Source organism: Micrococcus sp. (genome assembly GCF_034179925.1).
Classification (GTDB): Bacteria; Actinomycetota; Actinomycetes; order Actinomycetales; family Micrococcaceae; genus Micrococcus.
The window spans coordinates 33,917-49,077 of the sequence record NZ_JAXFPG010000029.1 but is presented as its reverse complement, the minus strand read 5'-3'; the positions used below and the strand labels follow the sequence as shown (position 1 = coordinate 49,077).

Below are 15,161 nucleotides of genomic sequence, written 5' to 3'. Positions count from 1 at the left end.
CGATGACGGCCAGGTTACGAGATCGGGCTGCGTCCACCAGGTGGACATTTCAGCCGCCGAGCACGCACTGCCCCGCCGGGACGTCGTCCGTGAGCCCGGGCGCGGCGGCCACGGTCCCGGCGATCGCGTCCGCGGTGAGGGCGTAGCCCACCGTCCCGTCCCCGGGGGCGCGGGCGAACACCAGGCCCACCAGCTCACCGTCGGCCGAGACCACCGGGCCGCCGGAGTACCCCTGCCGGATGTCGGTGTTCAGGGTGTAGACGTCCACGGCGTGGACGGCCTCGCCCAGCACGTCCCTGAGCGGCACCTCGCCGACCGCGTCCACGGTGGCGGGCGCGACGGCGAAGGGGCCGGCGTCGGGGAAGCCCATCGCCTCGGCCTGCGCACCCCGGGTGAGCTCGGGGCCCAGCGGCAGCACGGGCAGGTCCGCGCCGTCCACCGCGAGCACCGCGAGGTCGCGGGCCGTGTCCAGAGCGACCAGCCGCGCCGTGTGCACCCCGCGCTCGGCGTCCTGCACCATGGGGGTCTCCACCCCGGCCACGACATGCGCATTGGTGAGCACCCGGTCCGGTGCCACCGCCACCCCCGTGCCGGACTGCACCTGCCCGCACTGCTCAGCGGTGCTGCTCACCCGCACCACGGCCTCGGAGGGGTCCGAGGCCATCCGCACCGCCGCCTGCTCGGGCGGGAGCGTCGGGCTGGGCTCCGTCTCCGAGACGGGGGCTGGGGCAGGTTCCTGAACCGGGGCCAGGGAGGGCTCCGGGACGGGAACTGGGGCAGAGGAGAGGGGCGGCATCGGAGCCGGGTCGGAGGAGGGGGCCGGAGCAGACTCAGGGGCAGGGGCAGGGGCTGGGGCTGGTTCCTGGACCGGCACCGGGGGCGGGGCCGGGGCCGCCTGCACGGTGGCACCACCCGGGGAGGCCGGGGGCGGAAGCCGCATCTCGGGAAGGACGTCGAGGTCCGTGACGGCCGAGCGCGTGCGGGCCGCCCAGGCCTGCACCGAGCTCGGGGTGGTCCGATCGATCAGGGCCAGCACCTGCGAACGCGCGATCTCCCGGGTGATCGCCGGCGAGCCCAGCCCGCCGAGCGAGAGCGCCACGAGGCCGAACAGCAGCGCCGCCACCACCACCGAGGCCAGCCCACCCAGCCAGCGGTCCACCCGGCGCAGCGCCGGCAGCCCCACGTGCAGGCGGATGGCCCGGCCGATCGAGGAGCCGATCCACTGGCCGAGGGAGAGCAGCGCCACCGTGGTCGCCACGACGGCGGCCACACGCCACATCGGGTCGGCGACGGCCTCGGTGACCAGGGGGATCGCGTAGAAGGCGGCGACGGCGCCGGCCGCGAAGCCGGCCAGCACGCCCGTGACCACCCACAGTCCGCGGCGATGGCCCTGCACGAGAAAGGAGACCAGCAGGGCGATCAGCAGGAGGTCCAGCCAGGTCATGCCGAAGAGCATCGGCTCGTCCTCCCTCGGGGCGACACGGATGGGGCGGGGAGGTGCATGCACAGCCCGCCGGGGAATGCCCAGGGTATCGGCACCGCCTGGGAGGATGGGGCACAATGGCACGGACAGACCGGGCGGACGACGCCGCGGACGGACTGAGCTCAGAAGGGACGCGCCACACCATGGATCTCGAGGTTCTGCGGAAGGCACCGCTGTTCACCAACCTGGACGACGAGGTGTTCTCGACTCTCACCTCGGAGCTCACAGAGGTGGATCTCTCCCGAGGGGCCTCGGCGTTCCATGAGGGCGACCAGGGCGACCAGCTGTACGTGATCATGTCCGGCAAGATCAAGCTCGGCCGCACCGCCTCGGACGGCCGCGAGAACCTGGTGGCCGTGCTCGGCCCCGGTGAGATCTTCGGAGAGATGGCCCTGTTCAACCCGGCCCCCCGCTCGGCCACGGCCACCGCCGTCTCCGCCACCCGCCTGGCCGGCCTGCGCCACGAGAACCTGCGCCGCGCCATCGCCGCCTCCCCGGATGTCTCCCTGCAGCTGCTGCAGGCCCTGGCCCAGCGCCTGTCCAAGACCAACGAGTCCCTCGCGGACCTCGTGTTCTCCGACGTGCCCGGCCGTGTGGCCAAGGCCCTGCTGGACCTGGCGGACCGCTTCGGCCGCCCGGCCGCCGACGGCCTGCTCGTGGCGCACGACCTCACCCAGGAGGAGCTCGCCCAGCTGGTGGGCGCCTCCCGCGAGACCGTGAACAAGGCCCTGGCCGAGTTCGTGCAGCGCGGCTGGATCCGCCTGGAGAACCGCGCCGTGGTGATCCTGGACCTGCAGCGCCTGCGTCAGCGCTCCCGCTGACTCTCCCCCACCAGCTCGGGCACGGCCCAGAGTCGGCCGTCCGGGATCTCCCGGCTGGCCGGCTCGGCCGCCGTGCGCAGCCGGTACTCCGGCACCACCGTGCCGCCACCTCCGAGGGAGAGCAGGAACCCGGCCGCCGTGCGGTGCCCGGCCACCCGGCGGAGCACGATCTGCGTCAGCGGCACCGTCACCGCCGCCAGCTCTGCAACACCCTCCTCCCCCAGCCAGCCCTCGGGGCCGGGCAGGGCCACGGGCCCGGACAGCAGCGCCCGCACCGGGCACCAGGCCTGGTGGGTGAGAGCGTCCGGCCGCCCGGCTGCCCGCTGCTGCGGGGGCAGGGCGGCGGCGAACACCACGGTGTCGAAGCGCCGAGGGCTGTGCGGGGTGGAGTGCCAGCGCCCCACCGGGCGCAACAGGTCGGTGCGCAGCCCGAGCCCTCGCTCACGCAGCACCTCGGGCAGGCCGACGTCACCGGTTTCCAGGGATGAGCGGTGCGCACCCCAGGACTCGCCGCGGGCGTCCTCGGCGATCTCGTCCGGCGTGTGCCCGGCCAGCAGCACCCCGGACTCCTCGAACAGTTCCCGCACCGCCGCGACCACCCGCTGACGCACGCGCCGACGGTCGGCGATCCCCAGCCGGCGCGACCACACGGCCGGCTCTGGCCCGAACCAGGGGCAGGGGTCGGCGTCGGACTCCAGCAGGGACCCACCGGGGAAGCCCACCCGGCCCAGCGGGGTGCGTCCGGCCCGATGGCGCAGCAGCACCTCCACGCCGTCCCGGCCGTCTCGCACCAGCACCACGGCCGACGCCGGCCGGGCCGGACGCACCTGGCGGTGGCGCTGCGCAAGCCACTGGCGGGCGAGGCCCTCGTCCTCGGCAGGCAGCGCGACGGGCTCTTCGAACCCCGCCGGACCCCCCGGGGTGTCAGCGGACACGAACGGTGAGCTCGACCTCCACGGGCGAGTCCTTCGGCAGCACCGCCACACCCACCGCGGAGCGTGCATGGCGGCCGGCCTCACCGAACACCTCACCCAGCAGGGCGGAGACGCCGTCGACCACCGCCGGTTGGCCGGTGAACTCCGGCGCCGAGGCCACGAAGCCCACCACCTTCACCACGCGCTCGACGGCCTCCAGGCCGCCGAGCAGCTCGTGCACCGCCGCCAGGGCGTTGACCGCTGCCGTGCGGGCCAGGGCGACGGCGTCCTCCGGGTCCACCTCGGCGCCCACCTTGCCGGTGGCCGGCAGGGCGCCGCCCACGAAGGGCAGCTGCCCCGAGGTCAGCACGAGGTCACCGTCACGGAGGGCCGGCACATAGGAGGCCAGAGGTGCGGCCACCGGGGGCCGCTCGATGCCCAGCGCGGCCAGGCGTGCGGCGGCCTCACCCTCTCCCCAGCCGAGATGGGTGCGCTCGGCGGACATGCTCAGGCCGCCTTGGGGCGCTTGAGGTAGGCCACCGGGTTGGTGCCGTCCGGGCCGGGCAGGACGGTCACGAGCTCCCAGCCGTCCTCACCCCACTGGTCGAGGATCTGCTTGGTGGCGTGGATGAGGAGGGGGATGGTGGCGTACTCCCACTGGGTCTGCGAAGTCATGGGGCCAGCCTAGCCGTGGCACCCGGCAAGGGAACGGCCTCCGAAGCCCGACCCCAGGTCCGCCCGCAGGTCGGCCCGCAGGTCCGGTCCCAGCGGACACGGCTACACTTCCCGACCATGGCCTCCCGCTCGTCCCGCCGTCTTCCCGCGCCCGCGTCCGTCCCCGGGCGCCTGCTCGCCTTCCTCGGCCTCTCCTCCCTGGCGGGTCTGCTCGTCGCGGCGCTGCTGCTGCCGATGGCCGGTCTGACGGGTGCAGTGTTCGCCTCCGGCCGGGACATGCTGGACCAGCTGCCGGATCAGCTCCCCTCGGAGCCGATCTCCGTGCCCTCGCGGATCCTCACCGCGGACGGTGAGACCATCGCGACCTTCTTCGAGGAGAACCGGGCCCCGGTCACCCTGGACCAGGTCTCCGACCACATGGAGCACGCGATCGTCGCCATCGAGGACGAGCGGTTCTTCGAGCACGACGGCGTGGACGCCCGTGGCCTGGCCCGTGCCCTCCTGAACAACGCCACCTCGGACTCCACGCAGGGTGCCTCCACGATCACCCAGCAGTTCGTGAACAACATGCTGATCAACGCGCAGCAGGTGCGCGGTGACTCCCGCCTCACCATCTCGGGCACGAAGAACGTGTCCGACAAGGTGAAGGAGATGAAGCTCTCCGTGGCCGTCGAGGACCAGATGTCCAAGGAGGAGATCCTCCAGGGCTACCTGAACGTGGTGCTCTTCACGGACCGCGCCTACGGCGTGGAGGCCGCCTCCCAGTACGTGTTCGGCAAGCCGGCCGCGGACCTGGAGAGCTGGGAGGCCGCCACCCTGGCCGGCATGGTGCAGTCCCCCACCGGCTACAACCCCGGGCGCCACCCCGAGGCCGCCACCGAGCGCCGCAACACCGTGCTCCGGGCCATGCTCCGCAACGGGTACCTCTCCCAGGAGGAGTTCGACCACGCCGTCGCCCAGCCCCTGAAGGTGACCATGAAGGCCACCTACTCCGGCTGCCTCAATGCCGAGTTCGGCCCGTACTTCTGCGACTACGTGGAGCGCCAGATCCTCGCGGACCCGACCTTCGGCCCGGACGTGGCCGCCCGCCAGGCCCTCCTGGACCGCGGCGGCCTGACCATCCGCACCACCATTGACTCCGAGCTGCAGCGCAAGGCCGACCACCTCACGCGCCGCGCCATCCCGAACACCACCTCCCTGGGCGCCGGCCACTCGCTGATCTCCCTGGAGCCGGGCACCGGCAACATCCGCACCATGGCGCAGAACACCGAGTACGCCGTCAAGGACGAGCTCGGCATGACCTCCCTGAACATCAACGTGGACCGCGAGTGGGGCGGCGGCGCCGGCTTCCAGGCCGGCTCCACGCTCAAGCCCTTCACCGCGCTCACCTGGCTGCGCAACGGCAACCGCCTCGTGGACTCGGTGGACGGCTCCCGGAACTTCTACCCGGCCGGCACCCGTTTCAACGCCTCCTGCCTGCCCAGCGGCTACGCCACGGTGGACACCGACTGGGCCATCAACAACGTGGTCGCCGGCATGCTCAAGCGCGACCGCATCGACGAGGGCCTGTTCTGGTCCGTGAACACCCCGACCGTCGCCACGGCCTACCAGATGGACCTGTGCGACATCACGAGCACCCTCACCCAGGTGGGGATCCGCCGGGCCGTGGACGGCACACCCGTCGACCCCCGCCAGCCCTCGTTCCTGCTCGGCGCCGACTCGATCTCCCCTCTCTCCCTGGCAGGGGCGTACAACACGATCGCCGGCAACGGGAAGTACTGCGCCCCCCGCGCGATCCTCGAGGTCACCGACGCCGCCGGCAACCAGTACCCCGTGCCGGAGCCGGACTGCCGCCAGGTGCTGGACCCTGCCCACGTGGCCGAGCTGATGCCCGTGCTGCGGCACATCGCAGCGCTGAACGTGGCCCCGGACGGCGCCGGCTACGAATTCGCCGGCAAGACCGGCACGAACAACAACATGTCCTCCACCTGGTTCGTGGGCTTCACCACGGACCTCACCACCGCCGTGTGGGCCGGCCGGTACACCAGCCAGAAGACCATGGTCGGGGAGACGATCAACGGCGTGCACCGCAACGAGTTCTACGGCACCTCCATCAACGGCGGCACATGGCTGGAGTACAACAGCCTGGCCCGCCAGAAGCACGAGCCCGGTGACCTGCCGGACTGGGACGGGCCGCAGTCCGAGAACCCGGGCGACGTGGGCGACCACCCGGACGGCCGGTTCTTCCCCGTGGACGACATCCAGCGCGAGGGCCCCCAGCCCGAGACCCGGGCGGGGAACTGACTGTGGGCGCCCGGCATCGGGGACGACGCCGGCCCCTCGCCCTGGCGGGGCGGGCCGCCCTCGCGGTGGGGGCGGCCGGCGTCGTGGGTGTGGGCTACGGGCTGTGGGAGGCGGAGAATCGTGTGCTGCGCCGCCACTCGCTGGCGGTGCTGCCGGCCGGGTCCGCACCGATCCGCGTGCTGCACCTGTCCGACATCCACCTGCTGCCGCACCATGCCGGGCGGATGCGGTGGATCCGTGAGCTGGACCGCCTGGCCCCGGACCTCGTGGTGAACACGGGGGACAACATTGCCGCGGCCGCGTCGATCGGCCCCCTCCTGGAGGCGCTGGGCCCTCTGCTGGACCGGCCGGGTGTGTTCGTGCCCGGCTCCAACGACTACTACGAGCCGAAGTCCGCCAACCCGTTCCGGTACTTCGCCGGCCCCTCCCGACTGGACGAGGACCGTCCGCACCTGCCCACCGAGCAGCTGTTCGGCGCGTTCCGGGCCGCCGGCTGGGCGGATCTGACCAACCGGTCCGCGCGGGTCCGCGCCGGGGCCGAGGGGGCCGCCGTCGAGGTGCTGGCCGTCGGGACGGACGATCCGCACCTGGGCTTGGACGACTGGCCGGGCTTCACCGACGCGGGTGAGAAGGAGGGCAGCGCGGCGGAGCGCAGCGGGCAGGAGCCGGTGCTGCGTCTGGGCGTCACGCACGCCCCGTACCGCCGGGTGCTGGACGCGATGGTGGCCGACGGAGCAGGCCTCGTGCTCGCCGGGCACACGCACGGAGGCCAGGTGTGCCTGCCGTTCGTGGGTGCGCTGGTGACCAACTGCGACCTGCCGCGCCGTCAGGCCTCGGGGCTGTCCTCGTGGTCGGCGCAGGGGCGCACGGCCCCGCTGGAGGTGTGCGCGGGGCTCGGGGCCGCGCCGTCGATGCCGGTGCGCACGTTCTGCCGGCCCGAGGCCGTGCTCCTGGAGCTGACTGCCCGCCCCTGACCCCACCATTCCCGTGGACGGAATGGGAACTCCCCCGGACGCTTTCGTGTACGAAACGGGAGGCTCCCACACCGTTCCCGTGTGAGAAACGGGAGGCGGCGGGCAGGCTCCCGTTCGAGAGATGGGAGCGTTCAGGGCGAGGCTCTCCCCGGGCCTCCCGTTCCTCGAACCGAAGTGCTCGGGGAAGCTCCCGTTCCTCGAACCGAAGTGCTCGGGGAACCTCCCGTTTCCCGAACGGGAGCACCCGGAGAACCTCCCGTTTCCCGAACGGGAGCACCCGGAGAACCTCCCGTTTCATACACGGGAGCGCCGGGGTCAGGCGGCGGGGCGGAAGGGGCGGCCGGTGAGCCGCTCGTAGGCCTCCACATAGCGGGCCCGGGTGCGCTCCACCACCTCAGCTGGCAGCGACGGCGGCACCTCACCGGAGCGGCGGTCCCAGCCGGAGTCCTCCGAGGTCAGCCAGTCGCGCACAAACTGCTTGTCGAAGCTCGGCTGCGCCCGGCCCGGCTCGTAGTCGGCGGCATCCCAGAAGCGGGAGGAGTCCGGGGTGAGCACCTCGTCGCCGAGGACGAGCGCCCCGGTCCGGGCGTCCCGGCCGAACTCCACCTTGGTGTCGGCCAGGATGATCCCGGCCTCCCGGGCGATCCGCTCAGCGCGCGAGTACAGCGCCAGGGTGCGCTCGCGCAGCTCCTGGGCGGTCTCCTCGCCCACTCGTCGGGCGGTCTCCTCGAAGGTGATGTTCTCGTCGTGCTCGCCGACCTCCGCCTTCGCCGAGGGGGTGAAGATCGGCGTCTGAAGCCGGGACCCGTCCACGAGCCCTTCCGGCAGCGGCAGGCCCGTGACCGTCCCGTGCTCGCGGTACTCCTCGAGCCCGGAGCCGGTCAGGTACCCGCGGGCGATGCACTCCACCGGCACCATCTCGAGGCGGCGCACCACCATGGCACGGCCGGCCACCTCGGCGGGCACGTCCGTGCTCACCAGGTGGTTCTCCACCCCGTCCGGGCCCTCAGCGAGGCGCTCGAACCACCACAGGCTCAGCTGGGTGAGCACGGCGCCCTTGTCCGGGATGGGCGGCTCGAGCACGTGGTCGTAGGCGCTGATGCGGTCCGAGGCCACCACCAGCAGGGTCTGCGACTGCCCGGGGGCTTCATCCGCAGGCTCGTAGAGGTCCCGCACCTTGCCCGAGTACACGTGCCGCCAGCCGGGCAGCTCGAGGGCCTGGGCCCCCGTGAATCCGATGCGCTCGCTCACGCCTGGCTCCTCTCCGGGACGGTGATCTGCCCGCGCTCGGCCCTGAGCGCGATGTCCGAGCGCCGCTGCGCCCCCGTGAACCGGATCCGCTCGGCGCCGGCGTAGGCCCGCTCCCGCGCCTGGGCCAGGTCCGCCCCGCGCCCGACGACGGCCAGCACACGGCCACCGGCGGTCACCAGGGCGCCGTCCTCGTTCCGGGCGGTGCCGGCGTGGAGCACGTCCACGCCCTCGAGGGCCAGGGCGTCCTCCACGCCTTCGATCACGTCGCCCGTGGAGGAGCCGGCGGGGTACCCGGCGGAGGCCAGCACCACGTCCACGGCGACGTCGTCGCTCCACTCCAGGGTGCGGTCCGCGCCGAGGCGGCCGGCGGCGGCGTCGGCGAGCAGCTGCCCCAGCGGGGTCTGCAGGCGGGCGAGCACGGTCTGGGTCTCCGGGTCTCCGAAGCGCACGTTGAACTCGATCACCTCGGGGCCGCGGGCCGTGACGGCCAGGCCCACGAAGAGCACTCCGGTGAACGGGGCCCCACGGCGGGCCATCTCGGCGAGCACGGGCCGGACCACGCGGTCCATGACCTCGTCCACGAAGCCCTCGGGCAGCCAGGGCAGGGGCGTGTAGGCGCCCATGCCGCCGGTGTTGGGGCCGGCGTCGCCGTCGTGGATGCGCTTGAAGTCCTGGGCGGGGGTCAGGGGGACGGCGTGCTCGCCGTCGCACACCACGAACAGGGAGACCTCGGGGCCGTCGAGGAAGTCCTCGACCACCACGGTGCCGCCGGCGGCGAAGCAGGCCTCGGCGTGCTCGAGTGCGGCGGCGCGGTCCTCGGTGACCACGACGCCCTTGCCGCCGGCGAGGCCGTCGTCCTTGACCACGTGGGGGGCGCCGAACTCCTCGAGCGCGGCCTCGGCGGCGGCCCGGTCGGCGCACACCCGGGCGCGGGCGGTGGGCACGCCGGCGGCGGTCATGACGTCCTTGGCGAAGGCCTTGGACACCTCGAGCCGGGCGGCAGCCTTCGAGGGGCCGAACACGGCGACGCCGGCCTCGCGCAGGGCGTCGGCGACACCCGCCGCCAGGGGTGCCTCAGGGCCGATCACGACGAGGTCCGCCGCCAGCTCGCGGGCGAGGCCCACGACGGCGGCCGGGTCCGCGGCGTCGACGGGGTGCAGGGTGGCGGCGTCCGCCATGCCTGCGTTGCCGGGGGCGGCGTGGAGCTCGCCGACCTGGGGGTCACGGGAGAGGGCGCGCAGCAGCGCATGTTCGCGGCCGCCGTTGCCGAGCACGAGGATCTTCACGTCCGCCAGCCTAGCGGGGGCGGGCGCCGTCGTTAGGGTGGACGACATGACGCTTCCTCCCCTGCACCACGGACGAGACGACCACGAGGCCGCCGCCGGACGCGGCACGGGCGGGCCCGGGGCCGGTCTGCGCACGGCCTACGTGTTCGTGGGCGTGTGGTTCGCCTGCTCCCTGATCGGGTTCTTCTCCCTTCGCCTGCTCGGCGTGCAGCGCGGGGAGATGTCCCTGCCGGCCGCGCTCGGGGTGCTGGCCGTGGGAGCTGCGGTGGCCGCGGTGGTCACGCGGTCCGTCCGGGGGCGCTGACGCCCCTCGGCGGAGGGGGGCTGAGCCCCCTCAGCGGATGATCCGGCGTCGCCGGGCCTCGGTCACGGCCTCGGTGCGGTTGCCCACCCCGAGCTTCTGGAACACGTGCACGAGGTGGGTCTTGACAGTGGCCTCGGAGAGGAACAGCGCCTTGGCAGCCTCCCGGTTGCTCGCGCCGCCGGCCACGAGCTCGAGCAGCTCGATCTCCCGCGGGCTCAGGGCGGCCGCGGCACTGGGCCCGGCGGTCCGCTCGAGCAGCCGTTCGGCCACGCCGGGGGCGAGGGCCTGCCGTCCGGCGGCCGCCCGGTGCACGGCCTGGGCGATCTGCTCGCTCGGGGCGTCCTTGAGCAGGTAGCCGACCGCGCCGGCGTCGAGGGCGGCGAGGATGTCCGCCTCGGTGTCGAAGGTCGTGAGGATCAGCACGGGCAGTCCGGGCATCCGCTCGTGCAGCGCGCGCGTGGCGCTGGCCCCGTCCATGCCCTCGCCCATCTGCAAGTCCATGAGAACGACGTCGGGCGCCTCCGGGGTGCCCGCCCTCGCCTCGAGCTCGCGCAGGGCGGCGGCGCCGTCGCCGGCCTCGGCCACCACGGTCAGCCCGGGGTCGGCCTCGAGCACGGCGCGCACACCGGCCCGCACGATCGGATGGTCGTCCACCAGCATCACCTGCACGCTCATCGCGGCATCGTCCTCTCCTCGTCGCCCTGGTCCGTGACCTCCGCGCCCCCCGCGGGGTCCTCCGGCCGATCCGCAGGCCGGTCCCCCACCCCGGGGGCCGGCAGCGGCGCGGCGGGGGCGGCGGCCACGGGCACGCGCACCGCCACCACCGTGCCCTCGCCGGGCGCGGACTCCACCTCCACCGAGCCTCCCACGGCGGCCACCCGCTCACGCAGACCCGCCAGCCCGACGCCGGTCCCGGCCGCCTCCTCCGCGGAGTCCGCCTCCCACTCCGGGCGGCCGACGGCGTCGGCGACGTCCACGGCGAACCCCCGGCCGTCGTCGGCGACGTCCAGCGCCGCCTCCCCGTCCAGCCAGGTGAGCGTGACTCGGCAGCGCGAGGCCTCAGCGTGCTGGCCGACGTTCGCCAGGGAGGCCTGCGCGGCGCGCACCAGCACGGTACCCACCGCCTCGGTGACGTCCCGGGCCCGCCCCACCTGCTCGAACTCCGCCCGCACCGGGTGCCCGGCCGCCATCTGCCGGGCGCCGAAGGCCCGCACGGCCGCCTCGAGCGAGGCCACCAGCTCCCCCGCCAGCCCGTCGCCGGCCCCGCCGCGGGAGGCGCGCAGGCCGCGGATGAACGCCCGGGACTCGGCCAGGGACTCCGCCGCGGTGGCCCGGACGGTCCCCAGCCGCTCGTCGGCGAGCGCGCTGTCCCCGGCCCCGAGGGCGTCCTGGGCGGCCCGGGAGACCAGCACGATCGAAGCCAGCCCCTGGGTGAGGGTGTCGTGGATCTCGCGGGCGAGGCGCTCGCGCTCGGCGAGCACACCGGCGTGCCGCTCCGAGGCGGCCAGGTCCGCGCGGGTGGCACGCAGCTCCTCGGCCACGGCCCGCTGGCGCTCGGACTCGGCCAGCAACAGCCGGTAGGCGTGGTACATCACCACGGCCACGCCGGCACCGATCACCGGCCCCAGCACAGCCCCCACCGGGGGCGGTCCGCCCGCGCGCAGGGCCCCGGCCCCCACGACGACGGCGGTCGCCGCCGCCACGAGCACCACCGCGAGCGCGGGGCGGCCCAGCAGGGTGGTGACCACGTGCAGCACCACGAAGAACAGGGGGAAGGCGAGCCAGGTGAGGTCGGCGTGGTGGAGGACGGCCAGGGCCCAGAGGGCGAGCACGAGGGCGAGCCAGCCGGCGGCGGCGCGGGGGGCGGGGGTGCGTCCGGCGTGCCAGAGGCGGCGCTCGTGGATGGTGCCGGCGAGGTAGACGCCGCCGAGGCCGAGGACCAGCGCTACGAGGGCGGCGGCGGTGGTCCCGCGCACGGGTGGGGCCTCGGGGCTGCCGGCGAGGGCGCGGGCCAGGCCGAGGGCGAGCAGTGCGGCGAAGGAGGCGTGCAGCACCACGCGCAGGCCGGCGAGCAGGGCCCGGGTGGAGCGGCCGGCGTCGTCGTGGGGGGCGAGGGGGGTCACGTGCCCAGCGTAGGCCGGGCGGTGTGGGGGCGGGCCGCTGTGGCGGGTGCGGGCGGGCCGGGTCAACCGATCGGTTGATCCGGGATCGTCCGGGGCGGCCGATGTGCGGGTGGGCGGGGGCCGGGAGGCTGGAGCCATCAGCCGTTCGAGAAGGAGTCCCCCATGTTCCTCGCTCTGCGCGACCTGCGGTTCGCCACCGGTCGCTTCGCCCTGATGGGCGCCGTAGTCGCCCTGATCACCGTGCTGCTCGTGATGCTCTCCGGCCTGACCGCGGGGTTGGGGCGGCAGAACACCGCCGTGCTGGACGGCTTCGGTCAGGACGGTGTGCAGCGGGTCGTGTTCGGCGGCACCGCTGGGCAGGATCCGGCCGTGAGCTTCACGCAGTCGGAGTTCACGGACGCCCAGCGGCAGGTGTGGGCGTCCACGGTGGGGGTGGCCGGCGTCGAGCCCGTGGGGCTGAGTCAGGGCCGGGTCGTGGGCCTGGCCTCCCCTGCCCCGGAGGGTCCCGTGCAGAGCGCGGAGCTCGACGTCGCGGCGGTCGCCTCGGCCGCGTTCGTGGGCCTGGCCCCGGGGGCGGCGGAGGCCCCGGCGGGCCTGGCCGACGGTGCGCTCGTGCTGTCCCGGTCGCTGGCCGAGCAGGCCGGTGTGGCCGCCGGTGGCCGGGTGGAGGCGTCCGGGGCCGTGTACACGGTGGCGGAGGTCGTGGACGACTCCTACTACTCGCACACCCCGGTGGCCTGGGCCACCCTGCACGACTGGACCGCCCTGACCCACGCCACGGACGCCCGGGTGCTGGGCACCGCCGGGCTGGTCCGGTTCGAGCCCGGCGCGGACGTGGAGGCCGCCACGGCCGCCGCGGACGCGGCCGCGCACACGGTGGCCACGGACGTGCCCGGCTCCTATGCGGCGCTGCCGGCGTACTCCTCGGAGCACGGATCGCTGACGATGATGCAGGGCTTCCTCTACGGGATCTCCGCGCTCGTAGTGGTCGCGTTCCTGTCCATCTGGACCGTCCAGCGCACCCGGGAGATCGCCGTGCTCAAGGCCCTCGGTGGGTCCACCGGCTGGGTGCTGCGCGACGCCCTGGCGCAGGGCGGGATCGTCCTGGCCCTGGGTGTGGCGGTGGGCACGGCGGTGGCGACGGCGGCCGGCCGGTTCGCCGCGCAGGCGGTGCCGTTCGTGCTGGACGCCACCACCACCGTGCTGCCCGCCCTCGGCATCCTCGCCCTGGGCCTGGCCGGCTCGGCCCTGGCCGTGGCCCGTGTGGCCCGCATCGACCCCCTCATCGCCCTGGGAGGCAACTGACATGACCATCACCGAGATGACCCCTGACGCCCGCATCGCCGCCACGGCCGCCGAGGCCGGCACCGGCGCCCCCGCCCTGTCCGTGAGGGACCTCGTGCTCGAGTACCCGGACGGGGAGAACGGCACCCTGCGCGCCCTCGACGGCGTCTCCCTGGACATGCACTCCGGCGCGTTCGCCGCCCTGACCGGGCCCTCCGGCTCGGGCAAGTCTTCCCTGCTGGCCATGGCGGCGGGGCTGGTGGCCCCGACCTCCGGCACCGTGCACGTGGCCGGCACGGAGCTGACGGCCCTCCCTCGCGCCGAGCGCACCCGCCTGCGCGGGGAGCGGATCGGGATGATCTTCCAGCAGCCGAACCTCATCCCCTCCCTCACGGCCCGGGAGCAGCTCGAGCTGGCCGTGCACCTGGACCGCACGGCCACCCGCGCGGACCGCACCGCCGCGAGGGCCCGGGCCCTGGAGCTGCTCGAGCGGGTGGACCTGGCCGCCCACGCGGACAAGCGCCCGCACCAGCTCTCCGGCGGTCAGCGCCAGCGGGTGAACATCGTGCGCGCGCTCATGGGCTCCCCCGCCCTACTGCTCGTGGACGAGCCCACCTCCGCCCTGGACCAGGAGCGCTCGGCCGCCGTCGTGGAGCTGCTGGGCCAGCTGACCCGGCAGGAGCGCGTGGCCACGCTCATGGTGACCCACGACGTCGAGTTCCTCGACGCCACGGACGCCGTGCTGACCATGGTGGACGGGCGGCTCAGCCGTCCCAGCGCGTGACGTCGCTGGGGGCCCGGCCCATCGCCACCGCCGTCCACTTGCGCTGCAGGTACTCGCGGTCCGCGGCGTGGTCGCGGCGGTGGCGCATGTACTCCCGCCGGTACGGGGTGCGCACGTGGTAGGCCCCCACGGAGAGGTCCAGGACGGTGAGCAGCCGCCCGGAGGCGCGGTGGAAGAAGTCCCGGTGGTCGAGCATCCGCACGCCCTCGTCCCAGCCGATCCGGCGCAGGGAGGCGGTGCGGGCCACGTAGTTCTGCGCCACCATCAGGCGCACGGGCAGGCCGTCCACGAGCTCGCCGTGCTCACGCAGCGGCGGCAGGGTGCCGGCGGTCATGCGGTCGGTGCCGACGTCCGCCACGCGCCGCTCCGGCAGGTTCATCAGGCCCATGCCCACGATGTCCACCTCGGGGTTGCGGCGCAGGTAGTCGATCACCTCGTGCAGGCGCGTGGCCCGGGAGAGGACGTGGTCGTCGTCGGTGATGAAGGTGAACTCGGTGTCCACCTCCGCCAGGGCGCGGTTGCGGCCGACGGCCACCCCGGAGTCGAAGGGCAGGGCCACGACGTCGACGCGCGGGTCCGCCACGGTCAGCGGGGTCGGGGAGTCGTCCGCCACCACGATCCGGCCGTCGAACACCTCGCGCGCTGAGCACAGCAGCCGCCGGCACACGTCCGGGCGGAGGAAGGTCTTAACCACGATGGTCAGGTGCTCGGCGACGTCGGCCCGCTCGGCCGGCGTCGGGTCGGGCTCAAGGAGGCGGTCCCGGGTGCGCAGCACCGCCAGCTCGGCGGCGGCGAGGCCTTCGTGGGCGGCCCGCAGCGGGGCGCCGGCGCGGTGGTTCAGGGCACGGGAGAGGGTGCGCCGCAGGCGGGCCCTCAGCGGCAGCGCGCGGGCGGGGCTCACGCTCGGGGGATGCATGGCCTCAGGGTATCCGCCGGGCCCGGGGCCGGGACCCGCCCC

The 15,161-nt window shown here is 74.4% G+C and carries 15 protein-coding genes; 6 read left to right on the top strand and 9 right to left on the bottom strand.

Going from position 1 to position 15,161, the window contains the following annotated elements:
- Nucleotides 1–49: 49 nt before the first annotated feature.
- Entirely contained in the window at nt 50–1,456 is a 1,407-nt protein-coding gene (locus SPI96_RS05325; protein WP_321081323.1) for a CvpA family protein, read from the bottom strand.
- A gap of 170 nt (nt 1,457–1,626) precedes the next feature.
- Between SPI96_RS05325 and SPI96_RS05320 the strand changes: the two genes are divergently transcribed.
- Entirely contained in the window at nt 1,627–2,304 is a 678-nt protein-coding gene (locus SPI96_RS05320) for a Crp/Fnr family transcriptional regulator (protein ID WP_321081341.1), read from the top strand.
- Here SPI96_RS05320 and SPI96_RS05315 read toward each other — a convergent pair.
- Genes SPI96_RS05315 through SPI96_RS05305 form a run of 3 tightly spaced genes read right to left on the bottom strand, consistent with a single transcriptional unit; the run spans nt 2,289 to nt 3,893 of the window.
- Nucleotides 2,289–3,239, bottom strand: coding sequence for an NUDIX hydrolase (locus tag SPI96_RS05315; protein ID WP_321081322.1), 951 nt, complete (start codon nt 3,237–3,239; stop codon nt 2,289–2,291). The genes SPI96_RS05320 and SPI96_RS05315 overlap by 16 nt on opposite strands.
- Nucleotides 3,229–3,723, bottom strand: a complete 495-nt coding sequence (locus tag SPI96_RS05310; RefSeq protein WP_321081321.1) for a RidA family protein — start codon at nt 3,721–3,723, stop codon at nt 3,229–3,231. Before SPI96_RS05310 ends, SPI96_RS05315 begins: the two co-directional genes overlap by 11 nt.
- A gap of 2 nt (nt 3,724–3,725) precedes the next feature.
- Nucleotides 3,726–3,893 (bottom strand): hypothetical protein, encoded by a 168-nt coding sequence (locus SPI96_RS05305; protein ID WP_321081320.1) that lies wholly within the window; start codon nt 3,891–3,893, stop codon nt 3,726–3,728.
- Nucleotides 3,894–4,010: 117 nt separating this feature from the next.
- Between SPI96_RS05305 and SPI96_RS05300 the strand changes: the two genes are divergently transcribed.
- Complete coding sequence (locus tag SPI96_RS05300; protein ID WP_321081319.1) at nt 4,011–6,197, top strand: transglycosylase domain-containing protein; 2,187 nt, start codon at nt 4,011–4,013, stop codon at nt 6,195–6,197.
- 2 nt (nt 6,198–6,199) lie between these two features.
- A complete protein-coding gene (locus SPI96_RS05295; protein WP_321081318.1) occupies nt 6,200–7,171 on the top strand; it encodes a metallophosphoesterase in 972 nt (323 codons plus the stop codon).
- Nucleotides 7,172–7,486: 315 nt separating this feature from the next.
- Here SPI96_RS05295 and SPI96_RS05290 read toward each other — a convergent pair whose 3' ends face one another.
- The gene (locus tag SPI96_RS05290; protein WP_321081317.1) at nt 7,487–8,422 is read right to left on the bottom strand and encodes a phosphoribosylaminoimidazolesuccinocarboxamide synthase; all 936 of its coding nucleotides are present in this window, start codon (nt 8,420–8,422) and stop codon (nt 7,487–7,489) included.
- Entirely contained in the window at nt 8,419–9,708 is a 1,290-nt protein-coding gene (purD, locus tag SPI96_RS05285) for a phosphoribosylamine--glycine ligase (protein WP_321081340.1), read from the bottom strand. The genes SPI96_RS05290 and purD overlap by 4 nt, the downstream gene beginning before the upstream one ends.
- 46 nt (nt 9,709–9,754) lie before the next feature.
- Between purD and SPI96_RS05280 the strand changes: the two genes are divergently transcribed.
- Nucleotides 9,755–10,012 (top strand): hypothetical protein, encoded by a 258-nt coding sequence (locus SPI96_RS05280; RefSeq protein ID WP_321081316.1) that lies wholly within the window; start codon nt 9,755–9,757, stop codon nt 10,010–10,012.
- Nucleotides 10,013–10,042: 30 nt separating this feature from the next.
- Here the strand turns inward: SPI96_RS05280 and SPI96_RS05275 are convergent, their stop codons facing one another.
- The gene (locus SPI96_RS05275) at nt 10,043–10,687 is read right to left on the bottom strand and encodes a response regulator transcription factor (protein WP_321081315.1); all 645 of its coding nucleotides are present in this window, start codon (nt 10,685–10,687) and stop codon (nt 10,043–10,045) included.
- A complete protein-coding gene (locus SPI96_RS05270; protein WP_321081314.1) occupies nt 10,684–12,135 on the bottom strand; it encodes a sensor histidine kinase in 1,452 nt (483 codons plus the stop codon). The genes SPI96_RS05275 and SPI96_RS05270 overlap by 4 nt, the downstream gene beginning before the upstream one ends.
- A 162-nt stretch (nt 12,136–12,297) precedes the next feature.
- On the opposite strand from SPI96_RS05270, the gene SPI96_RS05265 reads away from it, so the two are divergent.
- Nucleotides 12,298–13,440 (top strand): ABC transporter permease, encoded by a 1,143-nt coding sequence (locus SPI96_RS05265; protein WP_321081313.1) that lies wholly within the window; start codon nt 12,298–12,300, stop codon nt 13,438–13,440.
- A gap of 1 nt (nt 13,441) precedes the next feature.
- Nucleotides 13,442–14,203: an ABC transporter ATP-binding protein gene (locus SPI96_RS05260; protein WP_414601913.1), complete on the top strand. Its 762-nt coding sequence runs from the start codon at nt 13,442–13,444 to the stop codon at nt 14,201–14,203.
- Here the strand turns inward: SPI96_RS05260 and SPI96_RS05255 are convergent.
- Nucleotides 14,184–15,119: a glycosyltransferase gene (locus SPI96_RS05255; RefSeq protein WP_321081312.1), complete on the bottom strand. Its 936-nt coding sequence runs from the start codon at nt 15,117–15,119 to the stop codon at nt 14,184–14,186. The two genes, SPI96_RS05260 and SPI96_RS05255, sit on opposite strands and share 20 nt — an antisense overlap.
- Between the last annotated feature and the right edge of the window lie 42 nt (nt 15,120–15,161).

What these genes read in the sequence shown, in the direction of transcription:
- SPI96_RS05300 (WP_321081319.1), top strand. Translation starts at nt 4,011, where the DNA reads ATGGCCTCCCGCTCGTCCCGCCGTCTTCCCGCGCCCGCGTCCGTCCCC.
- SPI96_RS05305 (WP_321081320.1), bottom strand. Translation starts at nt 3,893, where the DNA reads ATGACTTCGCAGACCCAGTGGGAGTACGCCACCATCCCCCTCCTCATC.
- SPI96_RS05325 (WP_321081323.1), bottom strand. Translation starts at nt 1,456, where the DNA reads ATGCTCTTCGGCATGACCTGGCTGGACCTCCTGCTGATCGCCCTGCTG.
- SPI96_RS05280 (WP_321081316.1), top strand. Translation starts at nt 9,755, where the DNA reads ATGACGCTTCCTCCCCTGCACCACGGACGAGACGACCACGAGGCCGCC.
- SPI96_RS05255 (WP_321081312.1), bottom strand. Translation starts at nt 15,119, where the DNA reads ATGCATCCCCCGAGCGTGAGCCCCGCCCGCGCGCTGCCGCTGAGGGCC.
- SPI96_RS05260 (WP_414601913.1), top strand. Translation starts at nt 13,442, where the DNA reads ATGACCATCACCGAGATGACCCCTGACGCCCGCATCGCCGCCACGGCC.
- SPI96_RS05265 (WP_321081313.1), top strand. Translation starts at nt 12,298, where the DNA reads ATGTTCCTCGCTCTGCGCGACCTGCGGTTCGCCACCGGTCGCTTCGCC.
- SPI96_RS05275 (WP_321081315.1), bottom strand. Translation starts at nt 10,687, where the DNA reads ATGAGCGTGCAGGTGATGCTGGTGGACGACCATCCGATCGTGCGGGCC.
- SPI96_RS05320 (WP_321081341.1), top strand. Translation starts at nt 1,627, where the DNA reads ATGGATCTCGAGGTTCTGCGGAAGGCACCGCTGTTCACCAACCTGGAC.
- SPI96_RS05310 (WP_321081321.1), bottom strand. Translation starts at nt 3,723, where the DNA reads ATGTCCGCCGAGCGCACCCATCTCGGCTGGGGAGAGGGTGAGGCCGCC.